20 protein-coding genes are annotated in these 21,882 nt (G+C 70.7%); 2 read left to right on the top strand and 18 right to left on the bottom strand.

Annotated features, from left to right (window positions below; translation table 11 throughout):
* Nucleotides 1-8: 8 nt before the first annotated feature.
* The 12 genes from ribB to ENSA5_RS32020 all read right to left on the bottom strand — a co-directional run bounded on the left by ribB (nt 9) and on the right by ENSA5_RS32020 (nt 9,794).
* Nucleotides 9-1,154 (bottom strand): 3,4-dihydroxy-2-butanone-4-phosphate synthase, encoded by a 1,146-nt coding sequence (gene ribB / locus ENSA5_RS32075; RefSeq protein WP_106395530.1) that lies wholly within the window; start codon nt 1,152-1,154, stop codon nt 9-11.
* The gene (locus ENSA5_RS32070) at nt 1,151-1,810 is read right to left on the bottom strand and encodes a riboflavin synthase (protein WP_106395529.1); all 660 of its coding nucleotides are present in this window, start codon (nt 1,808-1,810) and stop codon (nt 1,151-1,153) included. The genes ribB and ENSA5_RS32070 overlap by 4 nt, the downstream gene beginning before the upstream one ends.
* Nucleotides 1,811-1,878: 68 nt before the next feature.
* On the bottom strand, nt 1,879-2,985 hold the full coding sequence (gene ribD / locus ENSA5_RS32065) for a bifunctional diaminohydroxyphosphoribosylaminopyrimidine deaminase/5-amino-6-(5-phosphoribosylamino)uracil reductase RibD (RefSeq protein ID WP_106395528.1): 1,107 nt from the start codon (nt 2,983-2,985) through the stop codon (nt 1,879-1,881).
* Entirely contained in the window at nt 2,982-3,638 is a 657-nt protein-coding gene (gene nrdR / locus ENSA5_RS32060; protein WP_106395527.1) for a transcriptional regulator NrdR, read from the bottom strand. The genes ribD and nrdR overlap by 4 nt, the downstream gene beginning before the upstream one ends.
* 6 nt (nt 3,639-3,644) lie before the next feature.
* Entirely contained in the window at nt 3,645-4,109 is a 465-nt protein-coding gene (locus ENSA5_RS32055) for an RpiB/LacA/LacB family sugar-phosphate isomerase (protein WP_106395526.1), read from the bottom strand.
* A 109-nt stretch (nt 4,110-4,218) separates the two neighbouring features.
* Nucleotides 4,219-5,460, bottom strand: a complete 1,242-nt coding sequence (gene fabF / locus ENSA5_RS32050; protein ID WP_106395572.1) for a beta-ketoacyl-ACP synthase II — start codon at nt 5,458-5,460, stop codon at nt 4,219-4,221.
* Nucleotides 5,461-5,508: 48 nt separating this feature from the next.
* Nucleotides 5,509-5,763 carry an acyl carrier protein gene (gene acpP / locus ENSA5_RS32045; protein ID WP_106395525.1) on the bottom strand — a complete coding sequence of 85 codons (255 nt, stop codon included), beginning with the start codon at nt 5,761-5,763 and terminating at the stop codon, nt 5,509-5,511.
* 55 nt (nt 5,764-5,818) lie between these two features.
* Nucleotides 5,819-6,589, bottom strand: coding sequence for a 3-oxoacyl-ACP reductase family protein (locus tag ENSA5_RS32040; RefSeq protein WP_258183087.1), 771 nt, complete (start codon nt 6,587-6,589; stop codon nt 5,819-5,821).
* 136 nt (nt 6,590-6,725) lie between these two features.
* Nucleotides 6,726-7,652 (bottom strand): ACP S-malonyltransferase, encoded by a 927-nt coding sequence (gene fabD / locus ENSA5_RS32035; RefSeq protein WP_219906904.1) that lies wholly within the window; start codon nt 7,650-7,652, stop codon nt 6,726-6,728.
* A gap of 22 nt (nt 7,653-7,674) precedes the next feature.
* Nucleotides 7,675-8,760: a phosphate acyltransferase PlsX gene (plsX, locus tag ENSA5_RS32030; protein WP_181198372.1), complete on the bottom strand. Its 1,086-nt coding sequence runs from the start codon at nt 8,758-8,760 to the stop codon at nt 7,675-7,677.
* 69 nt (nt 8,761-8,829) lie between these two features.
* On the bottom strand, nt 8,830-9,015 hold the full coding sequence (gene rpmF / locus ENSA5_RS32025) for a 50S ribosomal protein L32 (RefSeq protein WP_106395521.1): 186 nt from the start codon (nt 9,013-9,015) through the stop codon (nt 8,830-8,832).
* Nucleotides 9,016-9,089: 74 nt separating this feature from the next.
* Nucleotides 9,090-9,794, bottom strand: coding sequence for a YceD family protein (locus ENSA5_RS32020; RefSeq protein ID WP_106395520.1), 705 nt, complete (start codon nt 9,792-9,794; stop codon nt 9,090-9,092).
* A 332-nt stretch (nt 9,795-10,126) separates the two neighbouring features.
* Between ENSA5_RS32020 and ENSA5_RS38650 the strand changes: the two genes are divergently transcribed.
* Nucleotides 10,127-13,978: a hypothetical protein gene (locus tag ENSA5_RS38650; protein ID WP_181198371.1), complete on the top strand. Its 3,852-nt coding sequence runs from the start codon at nt 10,127-10,129 to the stop codon at nt 13,976-13,978.
* Nucleotides 13,979-14,017: 39 nt separating this feature from the next.
* On the opposite strand, the gene ENSA5_RS32005 is transcribed toward ENSA5_RS38650, so the two are convergent.
* Both ENSA5_RS32005 and ENSA5_RS32000 read right to left on the bottom strand, forming a co-directional pair.
* Entirely contained in the window at nt 14,018-15,334 is a 1,317-nt protein-coding gene (locus tag ENSA5_RS32005) for a serine/threonine-protein kinase (RefSeq protein WP_181198370.1), read from the bottom strand.
* Between the two features lie 610 nt (nt 15,335-15,944).
* The gene (locus ENSA5_RS32000; RefSeq protein WP_258183086.1) at nt 15,945-16,820 is read right to left on the bottom strand and encodes a peptidylprolyl isomerase; all 876 of its coding nucleotides are present in this window, start codon (nt 16,818-16,820) and stop codon (nt 15,945-15,947) included.
* A 131-nt stretch (nt 16,821-16,951) separates the two neighbouring features.
* On the opposite strand from ENSA5_RS32000, the gene rpsT reads away from it, so the two are divergent.
* Nucleotides 16,952-17,230: a 30S ribosomal protein S20 gene (gene rpsT, locus ENSA5_RS31995; RefSeq protein ID WP_106395517.1), complete on the top strand. Its 279-nt coding sequence runs from the start codon at nt 16,952-16,954 to the stop codon at nt 17,228-17,230.
* A 302-nt stretch (nt 17,231-17,532) separates the two neighbouring features.
* Here rpsT and holA read toward each other — a convergent pair whose 3' ends face one another.
* The 4 genes from holA to ENSA5_RS38645 all read right to left on the bottom strand — a co-directional run.
* Nucleotides 17,533-18,633: a DNA polymerase III subunit delta gene (gene holA, locus ENSA5_RS31990; RefSeq protein WP_106395516.1), complete on the bottom strand. Its 1,101-nt coding sequence runs from the start codon at nt 18,631-18,633 to the stop codon at nt 17,533-17,535.
* Complete coding sequence (locus ENSA5_RS31985) at nt 18,630-19,991, bottom strand: class I SAM-dependent RNA methyltransferase (protein ID WP_106395515.1); 1,362 nt, start codon at nt 19,989-19,991, stop codon at nt 18,630-18,632. The genes holA and ENSA5_RS31985 overlap by 4 nt, the downstream gene beginning before the upstream one ends.
* Before the next feature lie 12 nt (nt 19,992-20,003).
* Entirely contained in the window at nt 20,004-20,744 is a 741-nt protein-coding gene (locus tag ENSA5_RS31980) for a DUF434 domain-containing protein (protein ID WP_146156338.1), read from the bottom strand.
* A gap of 39 nt (nt 20,745-20,783) precedes the next feature.
* A partial coding sequence (locus ENSA5_RS38645; protein WP_181198369.1) for a hypothetical protein occupies nt 20,784-21,882 on the bottom strand: 1,099 nt, incomplete at its 5' end.

Raw genomic sequence — 21,882 nt, 5'->3', positions numbered from 1 at the left:
GTAGCAAGCTAGCCCAGCTCGACGGAACCGACGACCTCGATGCCGAAGCCCTCGAGCCCGACGATCTTGCGCGGGTTGTTGGTCAGCACCCGGATCGCTTTGACGCCCATGTGCTTGAGGACCTGGGCGCCGAGCCCAAACTCGCGAAAGCCCGACTCGCGCGGGCGCAGGCCCGGGGAGACCGGCGCCCCGCCGCGGGCGCCGTTGAACAGGAGCTCGTCGGCGGCGTCGAGCTCCTGGCCGCCGAGGACGTAGAGGAACACCCCGCGCCCGGCCTCGTCGATCCGCGCGAGCGCCGAGCGGATGCGCGAGGCCGAGTCGTCGCCAAAGCCGAACACGTCGCCGACGAGCTGGGCCCGCTGCGCGCGGAGCAAGACCGGCGCGCTGTCGTCGATCGACCCCTTGCTGAGGGTCAAGAAGCGGCTGACCGGGCGAACCAGCGAGCGAAAGCTGCGCACGGTCCAGCCCTCGCTCTCGCTGATGCCGAGCACCGCCGAGACGAAGGGCGCGGCCGCGACCTCTTCGACCAGCGACTCGCGCTGGAGGCGGTACTCGATCAGATCGGCGATGCAGACCGTCGGCAGGCCGTGCTCGCGGCCGAAGGCCTCGAGGTCGTCCATCCGGGCCATCTCGCCGTCGTCGCGCATGATCTCGCAGATGACGCCGGCCGCCGAGCAACCGGCGAGCCGGGCGAGATCGACCGAGCCCTCGGTGTGACCCGAGCGGACCAGGACCCCGCCGGGCTGGGCGCGCAGCGGGAAGATGTGGCCGGGGCTGACGATGTCGTCGGCGCCGTACTTCGGATCGTGGGCCACGCGAATCGTCTCGGCCCGATCGCCGGCCGAGATCCCCGTCGTGACGCCGCGGCGGGCCTCGATCGAGACCGTGAACGCGGTGCCCATGCTCCCGGGATCGGTCGGGACCATCATGGGTAGACCGAGCTGCTCGATCCGCTCGGCGACCAGCGACAGACAGATCAAGCCGCGGCCGTGCTTGGTCATGAAGTTGACGGCGTCGGCGTCGCAGTGCTGGGCCGCGATCACGAGGTCGCCCTCGTTCTCGCGGTCTTCGTCGTCGACCATGATGACCATGCCGCCGCGGCGGGTGACGTCGATCGCGTGCTCGACTCGCTCGAAGGGATTTTGCTTGCTCACGACGGATCCTTTGGTGTGGAGGGCAACGAGAACTGGACGAGGCGCTCGACGTAGCGCGCGAGCATGTCGACCTCGAGGTTGACGGGTGGCCCCGACTCCGGCGGCTCGACGCCCGCTCGAGCGACGCCCGCTCGAGCGACGAGAGCCCCGAGGGTCGTGACGTCGAGGGTGTGGGGGATCAGCCCGACCATGAAGCCGAGCTCGTCGACGCTGTTGACCGTGAGGCTGACGCCATCGATCGCGACCGAGCCCTTGACCGCGATGTAGCGACGCAGCGGCTCGGGCACCCAAAACCAGCACTCGCGCGCGTCGCCGCGGGCCACGACCCGACGGAGGCGGCCGACGCCGTCGACGTGACCGCTGACGAGGTGACCGCCGAGGGCGTCGCCGAGGCGCAGCGAGGGCTCGAGGTTGACCCGGGCGCCGACCTCGAGCGCGGCCAGGGTCGTGACCGCGAGGGTCTCGAAGGCCACGTCGGCGGCGAAGTGCGCGGCGCTCGACTCGGTCACCGTCAGGCACACCCCCGACACGCAGACGCTGGCTCCGAGGGCGCGATCGGCCTCGGCGAGCTCGGCCGCGATCACGATTCGCCTGCTCTGTGCGCCTTCTTGGAGCTCGCGAACGACTCCGGTGGCCTGAACCAAACCGGTGAACACGGCCGGGGTATAGCATTCGGCGGACCCCCCTCAGCCGCGCTTGGGCCCAGCTCACATGACCACCTCGGTCACGTAGGGTCGCCGACCGGCGCGTACACACATAGATCGTCGACGCCGAGCTTGCGGCGGCGCACCACCTCGAGGTGCGGGGCGTCCGCGACCGTGGCCCAGCCGACCCCCGCGATCGCCGGTCGACCCTCACCGAGCACGACCGGCGCGCGGTAGAGCCACAGCTCTTGCCACGCCCCCGCGCCCACGAACGCGCCGACCAGGCGCCCGCCGCCCTCGACCATCATCGAGCGCAGCTCGCGAGCGCCGAGCTGCGCGAGCGCGGCGTCGATGTCGACGCCACCCGAGGAGGCCGCGGGGAGCTCGAGGCCTTCGGCGCCGGCCTCGCGGAGCGCCCGCCGGGCACGCTTCGAAGCCCGAGCGGTGTGCAGGTACAAGACCCCGGGGCGCAACAAATTGAAGGGGCGACCCGCGCTCGCAACCCGGAGCCGGGGATCGAACACCACAGGCAGGGGATCGACGCCCGCAACGAGGCGAACGTCGAGGCGCGGATCGTCGGCCAGGACCGTCGCGGCCCCGACGGCGATCCCGTGATGCCTCGCGCGGAGCCGGTGGGCGCTGCGCCGCGCGGGCTCGCCCGTGATCCACTTGCTGTCGCCGCCCGCCGTCGCGATGCGTCCGTCGACCGAGACCGCGAGCTTGAGCGTGACGAAGGGCCGGCCGTGGGCGACGTGGTGGAGGTAGTGGCGATGGACCTCGCGGGCGCGCTCAGCGAGGACGCCGAGCTCGACCTCGATCCCGGCCTGGGCCAGCCTTCGGAGCCCGGCGCCAGCGGTGTGCGAGGCGGGATCTTCGATCGCCGCGACGACCCGCGCGACCTCGGCGGCGACGAGGGCGTCGGCGCAAGGCGGCGTGCGCCCGCGGTGAGCGCAGGGCTCGAGGGTCAGGTAGACGGTCGCGCCCTTGGCCGCGCGCCCGGCCTCGGCGAGGGCCCGAACCTCGGCGTGATCGCCACCGGTGACGTCCGAGCGGGCCTTGCCAACCACGCGCCCGCGCTTGACGACGACCGCGCCGACGCAGGGGTTGGGGTAGGTCGCCCCGGTCCCGAGCTGCGCGAGCCGCAGCGCCTCACGCATCCAGCGAAGGTCGCGCTCGGACTGGCTCACTCGGCCCCCGACGCCGACGCAGCGCTCGGCGCTCGGACCTCGCCCTCAGCAGGCCGCGCCTGCCCATCCTCAGCGAGCGCTTCGGCGGTCCGCCTTCGCCTCCGCTTGCGCTTGCGCTTCGTGACCGGGGCGGCCGCCGCAGGCTCGGGCTGGGCTGGCTCTTCGGCCTCGGGGAACAAGGTCCGCTGGCCCTCGATGTTCACCCGCTCGGCCTTTTGCATCTCGCGGAGCAGATGCTCGAACTCGGCGATGCTCTCGAAGCTGTGATAGACCGAGACGAAGCGGACGTAGGCGACCTGATCGAGGGCGTAGAGGTGATGCATGATGCGTTCGCCGAGGGCCTCGGAGCTGACCTCGCGATCGCCCTTGGTCGACGCCCAGGTCTCGATCTGGGTGACGATTCGGTCGAGGGCCTCGGCCGGGATCCCGCGCTTGCGACAGGCGATGTCGAGGCCGCGGCGGACCTTGGCGCGGTCGAAGGGCTGGCGCTCGCCGCCGCGCTTGAGCACCGTTGGCAGGGTCTCGTCGATCCGCTCGCGGGTCGTGAACCGGTGCCCGCACTCGTTGCACACCCGTCGCCGACGCACGCCGTCACGGCTGTCGCGCGAGTCGACAACCTTGGTGTTGCGTCCGCCGCAGACCGGGCACTCCACCTCGGCTCAGCTCCCCTCCCCCGTCAGCGAGCCGATCAGCGCGACGCGTGCCCCATGGCGGCCGCCCTCGAACTCGGCGTCGATGAACTCGCGCAGCAGGTGCTTGGCCAGCTCCGAGCCGAGCACGCGCTCGCCGAGGCACAGCACGTTGGCGTTGTTGTGGGCCCGGATCATCTTGGCGCTGAAGCCGTCGGACACGACCCCGGCGCGGACGCCGGGGACCTTGTTGGCGGTCATCGCCATGCCCTGCCCCGTCCCGCACACCAGCAACCCGAACACGTCGTCGGCCCCGGCCTCGCGATCGCGGACGACCTGCGTGGCGACCTCGTGGGCGACCTTGGGGTAGTCGGCCTTCTCGCCGGGGGCCGGCCCCGTTCGGCTGAGCACCGAACACCCCCACTCCCCGAGCGCCGCGACCAGGATCTCGAGCAGCGCGGCGCCGCCGTGATCGCTCCCGACATGGAATCGCATCGCTATTTTGTACCCGATCCCGACCTGCGCGTGTGTACACGCTGTCGAGATCGTGGGTCTGGCGCCTCGCTGGGCCAGCCAAGCTGTAGTTGCGCGAGATCCCGCGAGCTCAGGGTGCGCGCTTGAACAGGAGGCAGGCGTTGGTACCGCCAAACCCGAAGCTGTTGGACAGCGCGTACTCGACCTCGAGGCGCCGAGCCTCGTGGGGGATGTAGTCCAGGTCGCAGGCGGGGTCGGGATCGTCGAGGTTGATCGTCGGCGGCAGCACGCCGCGCGCGAGCGCGAGGCAGCACAGCGCGCCCTCGACCGAACCGGCCGAGCCGAGGAGGTGGCCGAGCATCGACTTGGTCGACGAGACCTGGAGCTTGTCCGCGTGGGCGCCGAACACCTGGCGAATCGCGTGGGTCTCGACGGCGTCGGCGGCGGTCGAGGTCCCGTGGGCGTTGATGTAGCCGACCGCGTCGGCGCTGACACCCGCGTCCTCGAGCGCGAGCCGCATGCAGACCTGCGCGCCCTCGCCCGTGGGGCTCGGCGCGGTCACGTGGTGGGCGTCGGAGTTGGCCGCGTAGCCGACGAGCTCGGCGATGATGTTGGCCCCGCGGGCCTTGGCGCGCTCCATGTCTTCGAGGATCACGAGGCCGCAGCCCTCGCCCATCACGAAGCCGTCACGGCTCGCGGTGAACGGACGCGAGGCCTTGGTCGGCTCGTCGTTGCGCTTGCTCAGGGCCCGGGCGGCGGCGAAGCCACCGAGGCTCAAGGCGGTGATCGTCGACTCGGTCCCGCCGGCGACCATGACGTCGGCGCGACCGTACTTGATCGCGAGGTAGGCCTCGCCGATCGAGTGGGCCGAGGTCGAGCACGCCGAGACGTGGCTCATCAGCGGGCCCTTGAAGCCGTGGAAGATCGAGATCTGGCCCCCGGCGAGGTTGATGATCAGCGCGGGCACGAAGTAGGGGCTGATGCCGCGACGCCAGCCCTTCTCGCGCAGCGACAGGTGGGTGCGCTCGATCGTGTTGATGCCGCCGAGGCCCGAACCGACGTAGACGCCGGTCCGCTCGGCCGGCGGCTTGTCCTCGAGCATCCCGGCGTCTTCGAGGGCCATGTACGAGGCCGCGACCGCGTACTGGATGAACGGGTCCATCTGCCGGATGTACTTCTTGGAGAAGAAGTTGGTCGGCTCGAAACCCCGGACCTCGGCAGCGATCTGCGTCGGCATCTCGCTGGCGTCGAACTTGGTGATCGCTGAAACGCCACTGCGACCGGCGATCACGCCCGCCCAGGTCTGCTCGGTGTCGAGCCCCAGCGGCGTGATCATTCCGGTTCCGGTGACGGCTACTTTGCGCTCTGTCACGTTTCGCCTCTTCACGGCGCCCTCAGGGGCACCAGAGCCCTCGCGGGCTCAGTTACTCGAGTCCGCTTCCGCGTTCGTCTTGATGTAGTTGACCGCGTCGCCGACGGTCTTGATGCTGTCGACCTGGTCGTCGGGGATCTTGATGCCGAACTCTTCCTCGAGGGCGAGGACCAGCTCGACGATCGCCAGTGAGTCGGCGCCGAGGTCGTCCGTGAAGCTCTTCTCGGGCGCGACCGCGTCGCTCTCGACGTCGAGCTGCTCGGCGATGATCCCGGTGATTTTATCGAGGATTGCGTCGGACATGTCTGGATTCGCTTTTGGTGGTCGAAGGTCTGGGTTGCTTCGTCAGTTGAGGGATTCAGGTTGAGAGGCCGCCGTTGACCCGGAGCACCTCACCGGTGACGTAGGCGGCGGCCGGCGAGGCCAGCCACGCGACGGCCTCGGCGACCTCGCTCGCGGCGCCGATCCGGCGCAGAGGGATCTTGGCCAGGAGCTGCTCGCGGGCGTCGCCCTGCAGCGCCGCGTCGGTCATCTCGGTCTCGATGAAGCCGGGGGCGACGGCGTTGACCGTGACCTTGCGGCCGGCGAGCTCGAGCGCGAGCGACTTGCTCAGGCCGATCAGCGCGGCCTTGGACGAGGCGTACATCGACTGGCCGCCGTTGCCGGTCTCGCCGACGACGCTCGACACGTTGATGATCCGGCCGGCGTCCCTGGCCTTGAGCAGGTGGCGAGCGGCGGCCTTGCTGCAAAAGAAGGCGCCCTCGAGGTTGACCGCGAGGGTCCGGCGAAGGTCCTCGGCCTTGGCCCGCAGCAGCAGCCCGTCGATCGAGATGCCGGCGTTGTTGACGAGGATGTGGAGCCCGCCGAGCTCGTCGACGACACGCTTGACGCCGGCCGCGACCGCGTCTTGATCGGCGACGTCGAAGCCGACCGCGATCGCCTTGCCGCCAGCGGCCGTGATCTCGTCGCACAGCGACTTCGCGGCGGCCTCGCTGTTGGCGTAGTTGACCGCGACCGCGGCACCGCGAGCGGCCAGGGTCGAGGCGATCGCCCGGCCGATGCCACGCGAGGCACCGGTAACCAGCGCGACGCGCTCGGCGAGACTTAGCGATGGCGGAAGAGCCGTCACAGGGCCCGACGTGTAGCGCATTGGTGCATGGCTGGACAGGGTTTAGATCGCTTCGAAGCTCACGAACTGTGGCGCCTACCAGGCGCGCAGCGAGATGCCGATGAGAACATCCATGCCCAGCGCACCGATCAGTCCTTCAGTCCTTGGGCAGCTTGTCCAGATCCCCAGGCTCGCTGAGGTTGTAGACTTTGAAGCCCTTGTCGATGCGACGCATGAGGCCGCGCAAGACTTTGCCGTTGCCGAGCTCGATCGCCCGTTCGCAACCCATGTGCAACGCCTTTCGCACAGATTCCTCCCACCGCACGCGATTCGTGACTTGAGCCACGAGCAGCCCGCGGACCCGATCTGGCGAGGCCATCGGCTCGGCGTCGACGCAGCTGATCACCGGCGCCCGCATCGGCGAGATGTCGACCTTGTCGAGCCACTCGGCGAGGCGCTCGGCGGCGGGCTGCATCAGCGCGCAGTGAAAGGGCGCGCTGACCTTGAGGGTGATCGCCCGGCCCTCGGCGTCGTGGGCCAGATCCGAGATGCGCTCGACCGCGTCGGTGTGACCGGCGACGACGATCTGGCCGCCGCCGTTCAAGTTGGCGGGGCTGACGATCTCGGTCTCGCTGCTGGCTTCCTCGCACAGGGCCTCGACCTGCTCGACGGACAAGCCGATGATCGCGGCCATCGACCCGCCCTCGGGCACCGCTTCCTGCATGGCCTGGCCCCGCAGCCGCGCGAGCCGGACGGCGGTCCAAAAGCGCACGCTGCCGACGGCGACCAGCGCCGAGATCTCGCCGAGGCTGTGGCCGAGGGCGACCTTCGGCCGGAGGTCGGTCCGCGCCTCGAGCACTCGCAAGGCCGCGATCGAGGTCGTGAGGATCGCCGGCTGGGTGTTGGCGGTCAGGGCCAGCTCGTCCTCGGGCCCTTCGAAGCACAGCTTCGACAGCGACGAACCGAGGGCCTCGTCGGCCTCTTCGAAGACCAGGCGGGCCTCGGGGTACTCGCGCGCGAGCCCTCGGCCCATGCCCAGCGCCTGCGTACCTTGTCCGGGGAACATGAAGGCTGTGGTGCTCACGACTTGCTCGGTAGTCATCGGTCTAGGGGAGTTTGCGGGCGAGCTCGAACAGCTCGGTGTGGTCCTCGAGCGCGTCGCCGATCGCCTCGGTCAAGCCGCGCTCGGCGAAGCGGCGGGCAGCGATCACGGCGTTGAGGATCGCTCGGGGCCCGGCGGCACCGTGGCAAATCATGACGGCGCCGTCGACCCCGAGCAGCGGCGCGCCACCGTGAGCCTCCGGGTCGAGGTGGCGCGCAACGAGTTGCAGCCCAGCGTCGATCGCAGCTGCGATCGCGGCTTCACCCTCGGTGTCTGGCGCCTTGGATCCGATCTCGGCGAGCGCAGCGCGGAGCATCCGGGGCCACGCCGCCATCGCGCCCTCGGCGAGCTTGAGCGCGACGTTGCCGGTCCAGCCGTCGGTCACTGCGACGTCACACCTCGCCGAGAACAGCTCGTTCGGCTCGACGTAGCCGACGAACTCGAAGGAATCCGACGGGTGCCCCGACAAGATCCCGTGGGCCCCGCGGGTCAGCGCGGTCCCTTTTACAGACTCCCTGCCGTTGGCCAACACGGCGACCCGCGGACGGGCGACGCCGTACTCGATGCGCGAGTAGGCCGCGCCGACCACGGCGAACTGCACCAAATTGAGGACCTTGCACTCGACGTTGGCGCCGGCGTCGAGGAGCACCGTCCGCCCGGCGGGATCGTCGAGCTGATCCGCCCGGGGAAGGCTCGTCGCGATCGCCGGACGATCGAGGCCGACGCAGCGGCCCAGACGCAACAAGGCCGCGGCGAGCAGCGCTCCCGAATTGCCGGCCGACACGACGGCGTCGACCTCGCGGGCGGCGAGCCGATCGACCGCGACGCACAGCGACGCGTCTGGTTGAGCGCGCACCGCCCGGGCGGCGCTCGCGTCCATGGAGATCTGCGACGGCGCGTGGACGATCTCGAGCCCGGCGCGATCCGAGCCGCGCTCGGCGAGCTTGGCGTCGAGTACGGCGCGGTCGCCAACGAGCTCGAGCGCGAGCCCATCTTTCGCGGCGAGCAGCGCGGCCTCGACCTCCGGATCGGGCCGTCGGTCCGATCCAAAGGCGTCGAGCGCGACCTTCAGCCTGCGCCCCTCACTCATCACGACCATGTCGCCTGTGAGTCAGGAGCCCAGGGCCGCAGCCAGCTCCGCCGGGGCGGAGCGACGGCCTCAGTCGCGCTCGACCGCGACGACCTCGCGGCCCTTGTAAAAGCCGCAGGCCGGGCACACGCGGTGGCTGAGCATCAACTCTTCGCAGTTGGGGCACGGCGAGAGGGCCGGAGCGGTCCGGCGATCGTGGTTCGCCCGACGCATGTCGCGACGGGACTTGGACTTGCGCTTCTTCGGTACGGCCATGACGTCGGGTCCAGTGGGAGCGGGAGTGTGGAGGGTTTGGGCGAAAGATGGAAGAGCGAGGAGCCGGAGTTGGCTCACGACAGATCGTCAGCCTTGACCTTGGCCAGGGCCTGCTTCCAGGGTGAATCGGCGGCTTCGTCGGCGGCGCTGGCGTTCGCGCTCAGGGCCAGACCGCAGCCAGGGCAGCTATCTGGCGCGGTCTCAGCCAGATTGAGGTTGGTGCCGCAGCGCATGCACAGGCCCAGACAGGCCTCGCCGCGGCTGCAGAGCGCGCGCATCGGATAGGCCAGGAGGATCTGCTCGGCCAAGAACGCGCGGAGATCCACGATCGAGCCCTCGTAGCCGATCTCGTCGAGCTCGGACGCGTCGAGCGGCTCGATCTCGTCCTCGTCTTCGGGCGCGCCGCTGAATTCTGCCCAGCTGCGCAGCCGATCCGCGGGGATGAAGGTCACGCACAGCTCGCCGGTTTCGACGCCGACGTCGACGAGCGCGGGCTCGAGGCAGCGGGCGCACGGGACGGTGTAGCTGAGCTGAAGGCTGCCGCGGACCAGCACGGTCCGATCGGCCTGGACCGTGAGCTCGAGGCTCACCGCCCCATCGCCGTCGGCGATCGCGTCGGTCTCGGACAAGATCTCCGCGACCCATGCCTGGGACAACCCGGCGACCAAGGGCTGGCTGCCGAGCTCGAGTTGGTCGAGATCTACACGCAGCGCGTCGACGGAGCGCGGCTCGGGGGACGCGCTCTCCTTGGCGTTTGGCTGGCGCTTGGGCGGAACCATTCGAACGGATTTCTCTAGTACAGGGGCCCGGTCCCGACAAGGTGTTTTACAGGACGGGTGGCGTGTTTTGCGCTGACCCGCTAACCGTCGCGCCGCGCTGGTCCTGGCCGATACCTTCGCATACCCTCGCGCGACTTCGGCCGAGCCCGCACGGCTGGCCCACTGCCGCCGTGCAAGGTCGACACCGACATCCCCGTTGGTGCGGCCTGTCCGTCCCGAAGCTGTCCCGAGCGGCCCGCATCTCGATGAGCCAGCGCCTCCGAAACGACCTCCACGCCCGCGATCGGGCCCCCAGTACCTCAGGAGGGCTGCTCGCGCTGGCGTTGACGCTAGTGTCCCTGTTCACGTTGCCGAGCGAGGCGCTCGCGGGCCAACGCCCGTGGCGGTCGAGCGCCGGCGGGCCGCTGAGCATCGGCGGCCCGAGCGTCCCCTTCGCCCCGGAGCTGGCGGGGCCGCCGAGCCCTGCGCCGGCGGGCGGACCGGGGGCCACGATCCCCGTCAAGCCGACCCAGCCCAGCCCGGGCGCCGAGACCGAGGCCGAGACCGAGAGCCCCGAAGATCTCGAAGATCTCGACGACCCCGAAGATCCCGAAGATCTCGAAGATCCCGACGACGAGCTGCTCGAGCAACCGCGCGGCCGCGGGGAGATCGAAGATCTCGAGCTGGCCGTCCCCAAGCTCCAACGCAAGCGCACGATCCCGCCCTTTTGGCTCGAGCGCGAGTACGACACCCACACGACCACCGCGCTCACGCTGCCGCCGCTCTTCGTCCACCGCCAGCCCAAGCCCGGCCACCCCGAGACCCTCGCCCACTTCGATCTGAGCTTCACGATCGCCTACTACGCCAAGGACCGGCGCAAGAAGCGATGGATGAACCCGCTGGCCCTCTACTTCGGCGGGTTCTCGGAGCACAAGACGGTCTGGGCCGCGATACCGCTGCTGATGGGCTACCGCCGCGTCGGCGAGCAGTTCAACTTCGGACAGTTCCCCTTCGTGTGGTGGTGGGGCAACCGCCACGTCAAGAACCTGTTCGTCTTCCCCTTCCACTACCGCAAGAAGGCGCCCGATCAGGTGTTCGGGGTCTCGGGCTTCTTGGCCTGGTACGGCAGCCGCAACCTCGACGACGACAACATCGACAACGATCGTCGGCACTTCGTGTTCGCGCCGGTCTTCTTTCGCTTCCAGCGCGGGCTCAAGACGGTCGACGCCAGCCCGCTCTATTTCGGCGGCAAGAACCTGACCAAGGGTCTGACCCACCGCACCCTCCTGCCCTTCTTTCACTGGCAACGGCGCGAGTTTGGCAACCGCACCGAGCTGTGGACGATCCCGTGGATCCGGCGCAAGGACAAGGCTCGGGGCCACGACGCGTGGGCGCTGCCCCTGGCCCTGAGCTTTCACGATCGCAGGCCCGAGCGCGAGCTGTCGGCCTTCACGCCGCTGGTCTGGCGTCACCGCGACCGCATCCGCGACCGCACGACCTGGGTCGCGCTGCTCGGCGGCGCGGTCGAGGATCCCGCTCAGCACATCTCCTGGGCCGCGCCGATCTGGTGGCGCTTCGCCGATCGCCAGGCCAAGACCTCGGTCAGCGTGCTCGCCCCGCTGGCCCTGTGGAAGTCGGGCCCCGAGCACTTCTCGCTCCACACGCTGGCGTTCTCGGCCTGGCGCGCGCGCGGCGAGTCGGCCCGCGGCGGCGGCGGTGGCTCGCTGCCGCTGCTGACCTTCGTCAGCCACACGCCCCTGCGCAGCCGCCAGTTCGTGCTCGGCGGCCTGGCCTGGCGCTTCGTCAACAACGATCCCAACAACACCGGCAGCTTCGACGCGGCCGCGCGCCGCAGCGCGTGGGGTGTCGGGCCGCTCGTCTACCGCAGCACCCGCGGCGACGACCGGGCCCGGTTTGGCATCCCGCCGCTGCTGACCTTCACCGGGCGCGAGGGCAGCAAGAGCCACCAGGTCGTGACGCCGCTGTTTTGGCACTACCGCGACCGCGACCCCGCCAACACCCACAACACCTGGGTGGTCCCGCCGCTCTACGTTCAAAAGCGTGCCCAGGGCTTCCGCGCCGGGATGCCGCCGCTGTTCGTCGCCGCCAACGACGAGCGCCATCGCTACGCCGTGCTCCCGTGGCTGTTGTTCGGCCACGTCGAGGACAAGCAAGAGCAGACCCAAAAGACGATCTGGCCGCTGTTCGTGCGGACCAAGACGCCGAGCTCACGAGTGCTCGGGGTCGGGTTGATCGCCTGGGACGTCAAGCGCGAGGTCACGCTCGCGGGCCAGGCCAGCGCGGGCGAGGGCCTCGGGGAGCCCGGCGTCGTCGAGCAGCAGCGCGACTCGGTCCTGTTCCCGCTCTACTACCGCCGCCAGCGCGGCGATCGAACGCTGCACCTGAGCCCGCTCGGCGGCGCGCTGCGTCGGCCCGAGGGCAACGCCTGGTTGGCGACCCTGGCCTACGGCTTCTCGCGCGGGCCCGGGGAGCGTGAAGACGGGCTCAGCCGCCGCGGCGGCGGCCTCTTGCCGCTGCTCCACCACGAGACCCGGCGCGACGCGAACGGCGAGCTCGCGGGCGCGACCACGTCGCTGTTCCCGCTGTTCCTCCGCGACCGCCGGGCCGAGCGCGACCTCGACATCTGGACCCCGCTGATCTGGCGCGCGCGGGTCCGCGGCGACAAGCCCCGCAACAACCTCGCGATCGTCCCGCTGTACTTTGGTCAGCGCCAAAAAGACGGCGTCGACGTCGACGCCAGCCTCCTGTTCTTCCACTCGCGCGACCGCACCCGCCACACCCACACGATCGTCGCGGGCCCCTTCTACCACCGGCTCACGCGCGACAAGCTGATCACCGGGCTCGGGCCGCTGAGCTACTGGGAAGACTCGCCCAAGCGCCGGCTCCTGGTCGTGCCGCCGCTGATCGTCAGCCTCGAGAACAAGGTCACCCGTCAGCGCACGACCGTCGGGCTCCCGCTGTGGTTCGACCGCGCCCAGGGCAACAACCGCCGGGTCTGGATGGCCTTCCCCTTCGCGGTCGGGGTCCACCGCAAGCACGACTTCACCAAGGCCGGCCTCGCGATCCCGCTGTTCTACGACATCCACCGGCTGCACAAGAACTTCCGCTTCACGGGCGTCGTGCCGCTCTTGTTCCGCTATCAAAAGGGCGGCTTCCTGGCCGAGGACGACGCCGCCGATCGCTACACCCTGTGGGGCAGCTTCCCGCTGTTTTTCTACGGACGCGACGGCCGCGGGCGCAAGACCCACTCGGCGCTGGCGCTGTACTGGTGGGACAAGGACCCCGAGGGCTTCAAGCTGTTCACGCCCCTGGCCGGCGTCGCGCAAAAGCCCGGCAAGGAGCTGGCCTGGTACGCGCCGCTCATCTACCGCAAGGTCACCAACGAGCAGCACACGACCTTCGTGTGGCCGGTGTTCGCCTACCACAAGGGCTACCGCAAGGGCGCCAACGGCAAGCCCTACAAGGACATCAGCACGACCTGGGCCCTGCCGCCGCTGTACATCGCCCGCCACAACGAGGACCGCGGCTGGTGGCAGTCGACGCTGCTCGTGTGGCAGTTCCGCCGGCCCCACAAGGTCAGCACGGCCGTGCTCCCGCCGCTGTTCTTCATCCAAGACAGCTACAAGCAGCGCCGCCTCCACTGGTTCCTGCCGCTGTACGTCCGCGACAACAACATCGCCAAGGGCGAGACCTGGACCGCGGTGATCCCCGGGCTGTTCGTGCAGCACCGCAACCAGAAGCACAACAACGCCGTGCAGTTCCCGGTCCTGTGGCACTTCGACAACCCCAAGCGGCGCGTCACGATCGGCGGCTTCGTCTGGTACGACGTCCGCCGCCACGACCGCGGCACGGCCACGCAGGTGCTGCCGCTGGTCTACGCCCGGCGCGAGACCAGCGAGAAGGTCGGCCACCTGATCGGCCCGGGGCTCGCCACCTGGCGGCGCGAGGCCGAGGGCCAACCGCCGGCCCTGCACTGGCGCGCGCTCTTTTGGATCTTCGGCGGCGGCAACGAGGACGGGCAGCGCTACATGTGGCTGTTCGGCGCCAAGATCAAGCTGAAGTCGAAGCCCCTGAAGCCGCGCAAGGCCAGGCGTGGGCGTCGGCCCGCGGGCGAGGGTGACGAGGCCGAGGAGGCCGCGCGCAACGAGGCGATCGAGGCGGCCTACTTCGGCGCCACGATCTGAAGTCCCTGGCGAGGCAAAGTCGCTGACAGCCGCGGGGGTCTAATCTGTTCGGGGTGGGGGCCCCGGCTCGAAGGGGGACTCGAGGGGGGGCTCGTCCGCCGCCCGCAGCCACTTTGCTGCCCACTCCACGACCCGCTGGTCGAGCCAGCGAGCCGGGTACCTGCCCGCAGCCCGGAGCTCTTCGTTTGGCTCGGGCTCCGCACGCCTGTCCCAGCTGGTTCCGAGCGGATCGAGCCGCGCCGCGCAGACGTCTGGCTCGGACTCGCGGGGATCTCGATCGGGATCTGGCGTGGACCCGATCCCGATCGAGATCCCGGCCAAGCCGAGACCGACGGCCGCCGCGACCAAGCCGCGGAGCGCCGCGCGGCGCGGCGCGTCACGCCCGCGCTCGAGCGCCGCGACCAACGCCTCGACGCTGGACCAGCGGCGCTCGGGGGCCGCGCTCAGGCCTCGCAAGAGCGCGACCTCGATCGCGCGCGGCATGCCCCGCGGGCGACCGTGCCCCCGCTCGATCCGCTCCGCGGCGATCGAGCCGAGGATCGCCACGGCGCTCTTGCCCGCGTAGGGGCGCACGCCGAACAAGGCCTCCCACGCCGTCGCACACAGACCGTACTGATCCGCGCGCGTGAGGTCGTCGGGCGCCCCCGCCAGGCACTCTGGCGCCATGTAGGGCTTCGTGCCGCCGACGACGGGGGCCACAGGCGTGGGGAGCGAGGCGCCGGACGGGAGGACGCGGCAGACGGGTGACCCCTCGAGCTCGAGCGGCGCGGCGAGAGGCTGCGAGAGCCCGAGGGGCTCGCCCAGGGGTCGCCGGTGATCGAGGTCGACCAGCTCGGTCTCGACGGCCTCGGCGGCGCGACGCACGGCCGCCACGAGCGCGGGCTCGGCGACCCGCGAGCGGACCCGCGCGAGCCCAAAGTCGGCGATCCGCGCCCGCCGCTCCCGGCCGACGACGCCGTCCACGAGCACGTTGCCCGGCTTGACGTCGCCGTGGACCAGGCCGGCGCGGTGGACCGCCGCCAGCCCGCGCCCCGCGTCGATGACCTGGTCGAGGACGTCGGACCAGCGCCGCGGCTGCTCGCGCAGCCACTGACGAAGGTTCGGGCCATCGATCAGCTCCATGGCGATGAACACCAGGCTGTCGACGCGTCCGACCTCGTGGACCGAGACGACGTTCGGGTGGGCGACCCGGGCCACGCAGCGAGCCTCGCGCAGCGCGAGGTCATCGCTGTGCTCGGCCGTCAACACTTTGATGGCGACCCTCCGCTCGAGCTGCGTGTCCCAGGCCTCGAACACCTGGCCCATGCCGCCGCGCCCGATCAACCGGAGCAGCTCGTAGCGACCGAACTCGACCACCCCGTGGCTCGAACCGGTGACCCGTTCGAGGATTGCTGCGAGACTGCGATCGCTATCGGTCAACCAAGGCCCCTGCGTGCTGCGCTCATGACCACCAGACGAGCGACGGCGTTGCGGATGCCAACAGGCCGCCGACTCGCCGCTCCGGTGTCTTCGTGTGCTGATTATGGAAGGAGCGGGCCGTGGAAGTAAACGGACCAGTGCGACGAAATTCATGCGTGGCCCGGAATTGGGCCACCTGCTCGAATAGGTAGGCGCGGATCGCGATCGCGATCGCGATCGCTATCCGGCGCGGATCGCGATCGCGATCTGCACCACACCGCGGATCGCCGGCCAGATCTTCGGAGCCTCGCCGTCGACTGAAACCCGCGCCTTGTCGACCAAAGCCCGCAGAAGCACGACTATGGGTGTTCTAGCCATCCGCAACAGACAAACGCGAACATCTGTCGGCCGATAGTCTGCATTAGTGCGGGGAATCTAGAGTGTGCATATTCGGTAATATCTTCACTATTTCATCCTGCGGATACACTGGTTTTACCTGCAAGCAAGAGTCGCGCCGCGCTGCCACGACGGCCCATCAGCCAGCCGTCGGACAGCCGCCAAACGACGACTAGTTTGACGGTCGGCGGACGATCCGGACCTGCTCGATCCGCTCGTCGTCGATCGGCTTGTCGTCGGCGCCGACGGCAACGTTGGCGATCTCGTTGGCGATCTCGACCCCGGCGGCCGTGCACCGGCCAAACACCGAGTGGTCGCCATCGAGGTGCGCGGCGGGCTCGAGCACGACGAAGAACTGCGCGCTGCCGGTGTTCGGGCCCTTGTTGGCCATGCTCAGGGCGCCGCCGTCGTGGCCGAGCTCCGGGTGGATCTCGTCGGGGATCACGTAGCCGGGGTTGCCCCGCCCGGTCGCGGTTGGATCGCCGGCCTGGATCATGAAGCCCGGGATCACCCGGTGGATCGTCGTGCCATCGTAGTAGGGTTGACCCTCGACCCACTCTTCGGCGTCACGGTCGAACCATGGCCGCAGCCCGCGGGCGAGCCCGACGAAGTTGGCGACCGTGACCGGCGTCAGCTGCTCGAACAGGCGGCAGTCGATGACCCCGCGCGCGGTCACGAATTCCACCCACAGCTCCCCCTCGGTCGGGAGCCCGGCGAGGGCGTCCTCGAGGGAGTAGAAGCCGTCGACCGGGTCGCCCTGGGCCGCGTTGAACGCCCGAATCTCTTCGAGGGTCATGCCGACGTCGGGCTCCTGACCTCGCTTGAAGCGCGACGCGAGCTCGCCCGAGCGGCCGGGCTCCTCGTCGTCGTCGCCGTCGCGGAGCGTTGAGCCGCCCTGCCCTCCGCCCCGCGCCGTCGGCTCGCCGAGCAGCTTGCTCAGGCCGTCGTCGACCTCGCCGGGCAGCGGCGGAGGCGGCGTGAACACGCACGCGGGCGTGAGCGCGAGCACGAGCAGCACCACGAGTGGGTGGTCGCCGAGGGAGGACATCTCGAGGCGCAGGTTGACTGGCGAGCGCCAGCTTGACAAGCCCGAAGCGACGGGCCACAACATGCGGCCCCAGCACCCACGCTGGGCCGCGAAGCCCGTTCGAAGCAGACCGAGACCAACCGAGACGACTCATGGCGAATCATAAACAGGCCGAGAAGCGCAACCGACAACGGATCAAGCGACGGGCTCGAAACCTTACGCACCTCAGCTCGATGAGGACCTACGTCAAGCGGGTCCGCAAAGCGATCGCCGACGGCGACGTCGAGGCTGCCCAGTCCGCGCTCCCGATCGCGCTCAAGGCGATCGGCAAGGCCAACTCCAAGGGCGTCCTTCATCGTCACACCGCGTCGCGCTACGCCTCGCGTCTGACCCTCGCCGTGACCAAGGCCGCAGCGACGACCGCCGACTGAACTCCGGATCCTGCTTCTTTCGCGCCAGACGGCCCCTGCCCTGCAGTGGGCCGTCTTTGTTTCTGCCCTGCCCTCCCCTAGGCTCGACCGCGTAGGCGCCAGGCTCGACCGCGTGGGCGCCAGGCTCGACCGCGTGGGCCCTAGCAGCCCGGGGTGCAATGCCTCGCGCCGCCTCGCTTGGCCTTTTCACCGAGGGCTTTGTCGCCAAAACTTGCAGTACGCCCGGTACAGCGGCGTTTTGGCTTCGCGCCCTCGGCGAAAATTCCGGCGCGAGGCGACACGATGCATTGCACCCCGGGCTGCTAGGCTCGACCGCGCGGGTCGACGTCAGGCAGCGCCCCGCAGGTGTCGAGGACCCAGCGCTGCAGGGCGATGAAGGGCGACTCGTAGGCGAGCTTCGAGCCGCCCTTGAGATCGGCGTCGAGCCGGGCCAAGCCCGCGTAGGCAGCCCGCAGCCGGCGCTCGTCGAAGCCGCTGGCCTGCTGCTGGAGCTTGCGCACCGCGAACGGCTTGCTGTTGAGCGCCGCCGCCGGATCGCGGGCGAACTTCACGGTGCACAGGCGCCGGGTCTGCCACAGCAGCAGGCCGAGCAATTTCATGGCCTGGCCGGGATCTTTCTCGCTGGTGTGAAACATGCGCGCGAGGATCTCGAGGGCCCGGACGTGGTCGGAGCGGCCGATCGCGTCGGTCAGATCGAACACGTTGGCCTCGCGGGTGCTCGCGACGACGGCCTCGACGTGCTCGCGCTCGACGCGGGCGCCGTCCGAGAACGCGACCGCGCGCTCGAGCGCGGGGATCAGCTCGGACAAGCTGGTGCCGACCGCGCCGACCAGCGCGTGGGCGCCCGCGGGGCTCAGCGGCAGCTCGCGGCGGCTGGCCTCGGCCAGCAACTCGTCGACCGCCTCGCGCTCGTCGGGCGGCGAAAATTTGCGCTCGACCACGGACTTCGACTTCTTCGCGGCCTTGACCAGCTTCGAGGTGCCCTTGATCCCCGAGCTGGTCACGACCAGCACGGTCGTCGGGTTGGGGTCGTCGAAGTACTCGATCAGGGCCGCGATCGCGTCGTCGCGCTTGGACTCGAGCTCCTTGGTCTCGCCGTCGAGCTCCTCGGCCTTGCGGTGGCGACCGAAGTCCTCGGGCGAGGACAGCTCGATCAGCCGGCGCGCGGACATCATCGGGACCTGCCCGCAGGCGTTGAGGACCTCGGCCGCGGCGAGCACGTAGGGCGCGTCGAACTGCTCGTGGTTGAACGCCTCCATGCCGGTCGAGACCCCGCCGGGGCGCAGCGCGGCCTCGCGCAGCGCGGCGACGACGGCCTTGATCGCGGCCTGGTCGTCGCCCCACAGCAGGTAGACCGGGGCCAGCTCGCCGCCGCCGCCGATCGCATCGAGCAGACCGCTCACCCGGCCCCGTGCTGTTGGCCCCGACGGACCAAGGTTGCGACGACCTCGACCTCGGCCGTCATCGGCATCATGTCGAACACGCGCAGATCGACCAGCTCGAAGGCCGCGTCGGGCCCGGCGAGGTGGCTCAGATCTCGGGCCAGCGTGGCCGGGTCACACGAGACGTAGACGATCCGCTCGCGCGCGACCGCGGCCAGATCGCGCGCGGCCTGGGCTCCGATGCCCGCGCGCGGCGGATCACACACGACGACGTCGTAGTGACGCCCGCCGCCCGCGAGCTTGGCCAGGAGCTTCTCGGCCTGGCCGCGCTTGGCGTTGATCGGCAGGCCCCAGCGCTCGACGGTGCGCTGGAGGTTGGCGACCGCCTCGCGGTCGCCGTCGACGGTCCAGACCCGCTTGGCCGAGCGCGCGAGCGCGCGCGAGAAGTTGCCGACGCCCGCGTGGAGCTCGAGCACCCGACGGTCGGCGGGCGCGGCCATCTCGACCACGTGCGCGACCAGTGCGGCGTTCTGCGCGGCCTGGGCCTGGCTGAAGGTGAAGGGACCCTGGCTGACCGGCGGCGTCGGGCCGTCGCCGTCGAGCTCGAGCCAGGTCCGGCCGACGCCGACGCGCGCCCGGCCTGCGCGCAGCTGGACGCCGACGAGGCTCGGCCCCGAGGGGCTCGAGTCGCTGCCCTCGGCGGGCGCCGAGGCCTCGATCACGGCGCGGATCGCAGCCTCGAGCTCGGGCGTCGGACGGACGCCGGGGAGCCCGAGGACGACCTCGGCGCCGTTGCTGAGCCCGTGGACGCTGCCGGACTCGGGCAGCCAGCGGGCCCACGCCCGAACTTGCTGCACGGCCCAGTCGAGCGCTGGATCCAGGACCGGGCAGCGGTCCGCGTCGACGATCTCGTGGGACCGCTGACCGTAAAAGCCGAGCGCGAAGCCCTCGCCTTCGCGGCCTGGATCGCGCTGATAGTGGACGCGAGCGCGGCGACGGTAGCCGAGCGCGCTCGGGCTGGGCACGGCGACGGGCGTGGGCGCCGGAAGCTTGCGCAGCTGGTTGGCGACGATGTCGGCCTTGAGCTGAGCCTGGGCCGCCGCGTCGACGTGCTGCCACGTGCAGCCCCCGCAGCGATCGGCGAGCGGGCACGGCGGCGCGACCCGGGCCGGCGAGGGCTCGAGGACCTCCAGCGTGTGGCCCCGGAGCCAGCTCTTGTGCTCGGCGTCGAGGCTGGCCCGCACGCGCTCGCCCGGGAGCGCGCCGTCGACGAACCACACCCGCGCGTCGTCCCCGTCGAGGGCCTTGCCGACTCCGGCGCCGCCGTGGGCGAGGTCGCGGATCTCGACAGTCGCAATCTTGGTCGTCACAACGCTCATCGACCGCCGGTACTACCCCGGCGCCCCGGCGCCGGCAAGGCCCGACGCGAGCGCGCCGAGGTCGAGCACCCACGCCTCGGGGCAGCGATCGGCCACGACCGCGGACGCGAGATCGTAGCGCGCGCGGGCCTGGTCGAGGATCCACGCGTCCGCCGTCGCGCTCACGCCCTCGAAGCGAGCGAGTCGGCGGTCGGGGTTGTGGTCGAGCTCGATGCCCCAGTCCCAGCCTCGGTCCTCGGCGAGCTCGGCGAGCGCGACCTTGAGCCGCCCGCTGTTGGACACGGGGCTGTCGAGCAGCCACAGGACCGAGGCCGGCGCGAGCGCGGCGATGTGATCGCCGATCGCCTCGCACGCGGCCCGGGTCTGCGCGGTCCGGCGATAGCTGCCGTGGACGCTGGCCATGTCGCGGAGGCTGCCGTCACGACCGATCAGGAGCACACCCCCGGCGAGCGCCGACTCGATCGTGATCAGCACGTTGAAGCCATCGATCGCCAGGGCCTGCCCGGCGACCCCGGCCGCGTCCACACGTCGCGCGCGGCGGTGAGCGAGCGCGGCGTCGGTGCAGGTGCAGCGCCGGACCGCGGCCCGCTGCCGAGCCCGCAGGCCGTGGCGATCGCCGACCAGGGCCAGCGCCGAGGTCTCGGCGTAGCCGCGCCCGAGCAGCCACGCGAGCTCGTCGACGGCGGCCCGCAACGCTGGCAGCTGCGCGTCGCAAAACAACGCCTCGTCGTCTGGTCCTGGCCCCCTGCCCATGCGCTGACCCAAGCTCGCCGCCAATCCTACAAGCCGTCGCTACAAGAACACAGCGACGCCGAGCAGCACGATCGGCGAGACCAGGTTGGGCCGCAACACACGGGTCTGCGCGCCGCCCCCCGGCTCGCCCTCGACCTCGTAGCCGACGGCGTACTCGACATCGACCAGCGCTGCGCGCAGGCCCACGGCCGCGAACACCGACAGCTGCGGCAGCGGCAGGTAGTCGATCTGCAGCCGCGGCTCGAGCGCGGGGATCACCCGGAGGTTGGACTCGCTGAGCTCGATCCGGACATCGCCGATCGGGTCGGTCGCGCTGCGCTCGTGAAACTCGGCCACGACGCGCAGCTGAAAGTCGAGGGCCAGCCCCGGCCGCGCCCACAGGTGCTGGTACCCGGCGAAGACCGACAGCGGGTAGCGGCCGACGCGATAGGTCATCAAGCCCGAGACCGTCGGGTGGACAACGGTCGCCTCGAAGCGAGGGATGAGCGCAAAGCCAGCGCCGACGTGGACGCCGAGCGCCGAGCGCCAGCCCAGCGCCAGCTCGGCGCCGCTGTCCCAGGCGCGCTCGCGGGCCCAGGCCTGACCGACGTAACCGGCCTGCAAGCGGAGGCTGCCCCCGCGGCGCTCGAGCGGGTTCGGGCGCCGCGGCGCCGCCTCGTCGATCGGCGGCGCCTCGACCGGCGCCGAGCCGTCGCGCCGCTCCCCCGCTCCCCGGTCCTCGCGCTCGCCAGCATCGGCCTCGGCGCCCTCCTCGGCCCGGTCCGGGAAGCGCGTCAGCCCGATCGGCCGTCCCGCGAGCAGGTCCGTCGTGAAGTGGCGAACGATGACGGCCGCCGCCTCGACCGCCGCGCCCGGCTCGTCGACCCCCACGACCGGCCGCCGCAGCATCCCCGCGTCCGCGACCACCAGGTGAATCACGAGCCCATCCGCGCGCGGCTCCAGCCACACCAGCCCGAGCGCCCCACGCTCCCGAATCAGCTCCTCCGCAGCATCAATCCGCCCCCGCAGCTCCTCAGCCCCGACCATCGCCACCGACTCGAGCGCGACGTCGACGTCGTTGAGCTCGACCCGAACCGCCCGAACCACCGCCGCCCCCAGCTCCCCATCATCCGCCATCACCAACAACACCGCCCGCTCC

The sequence above is a fragment of the Enhygromyxa salina genome, from assembly GCF_002994615.1.
Classification (GTDB): domain Bacteria; phylum Myxococcota_A; class Polyangia; order Nannocystales; family Nannocystaceae; genus Plesiocystis; species Plesiocystis salina_A.
Note: the sequence above shows the minus strand (reverse complement) of the source record. Positions and strands in the feature narration are given on the sequence as shown.

Coding starts and splice junctions, on each gene's coding strand:
- ENSA5_RS32000 (WP_258183086.1), bottom strand. CDS start 16,820: ATGTCCTCCCTCGGCGACCACCCACTCGTGGTGCTGCTCGTGCTCGCG.
- rpmF (WP_106395521.1), bottom strand. CDS start 9,015: ATGGCCGTACCGAAGAAGCGCAAGTCCAAGTCCCGTCGCGACATGCGT.
- ENSA5_RS31985 (WP_106395515.1), bottom strand. CDS start 19,991: ATGAGCGTTGTGACGACCAAGATTGCGACTGTCGAGATCCGCGACCTC.
- acpP (WP_106395525.1), bottom strand. CDS start 5,763: ATGTCCGACGCAATCCTCGATAAAATCACCGGGATCATCGCCGAGCAG.
- ENSA5_RS32055 (WP_106395526.1), bottom strand. CDS start 4,109: ATGCGATTCCATGTCGGGAGCGATCACGGCGGCGCCGCGCTGCTCGAG.
- ENSA5_RS32020 (WP_106395520.1), bottom strand. CDS start 9,794: ATGGTTCCGCCCAAGCGCCAGCCAAACGCCAAGGAGAGCGCGTCCCCC.
- plsX (WP_181198372.1), bottom strand. CDS start 8,760: ATGAGTGAGGGGCGCAGGCTGAAGGTCGCGCTCGACGCCTTTGGATCG.
- ENSA5_RS31980 (WP_146156338.1), bottom strand. CDS start 20,744: ATGGGCAGGGGGCCAGGACCAGACGACGAGGCGTTGTTTTGCGACGCG.
- rpsT (WP_106395517.1), top strand. CDS start 16,952: ATGGCGAATCATAAACAGGCCGAGAAGCGCAACCGACAACGGATCAAG.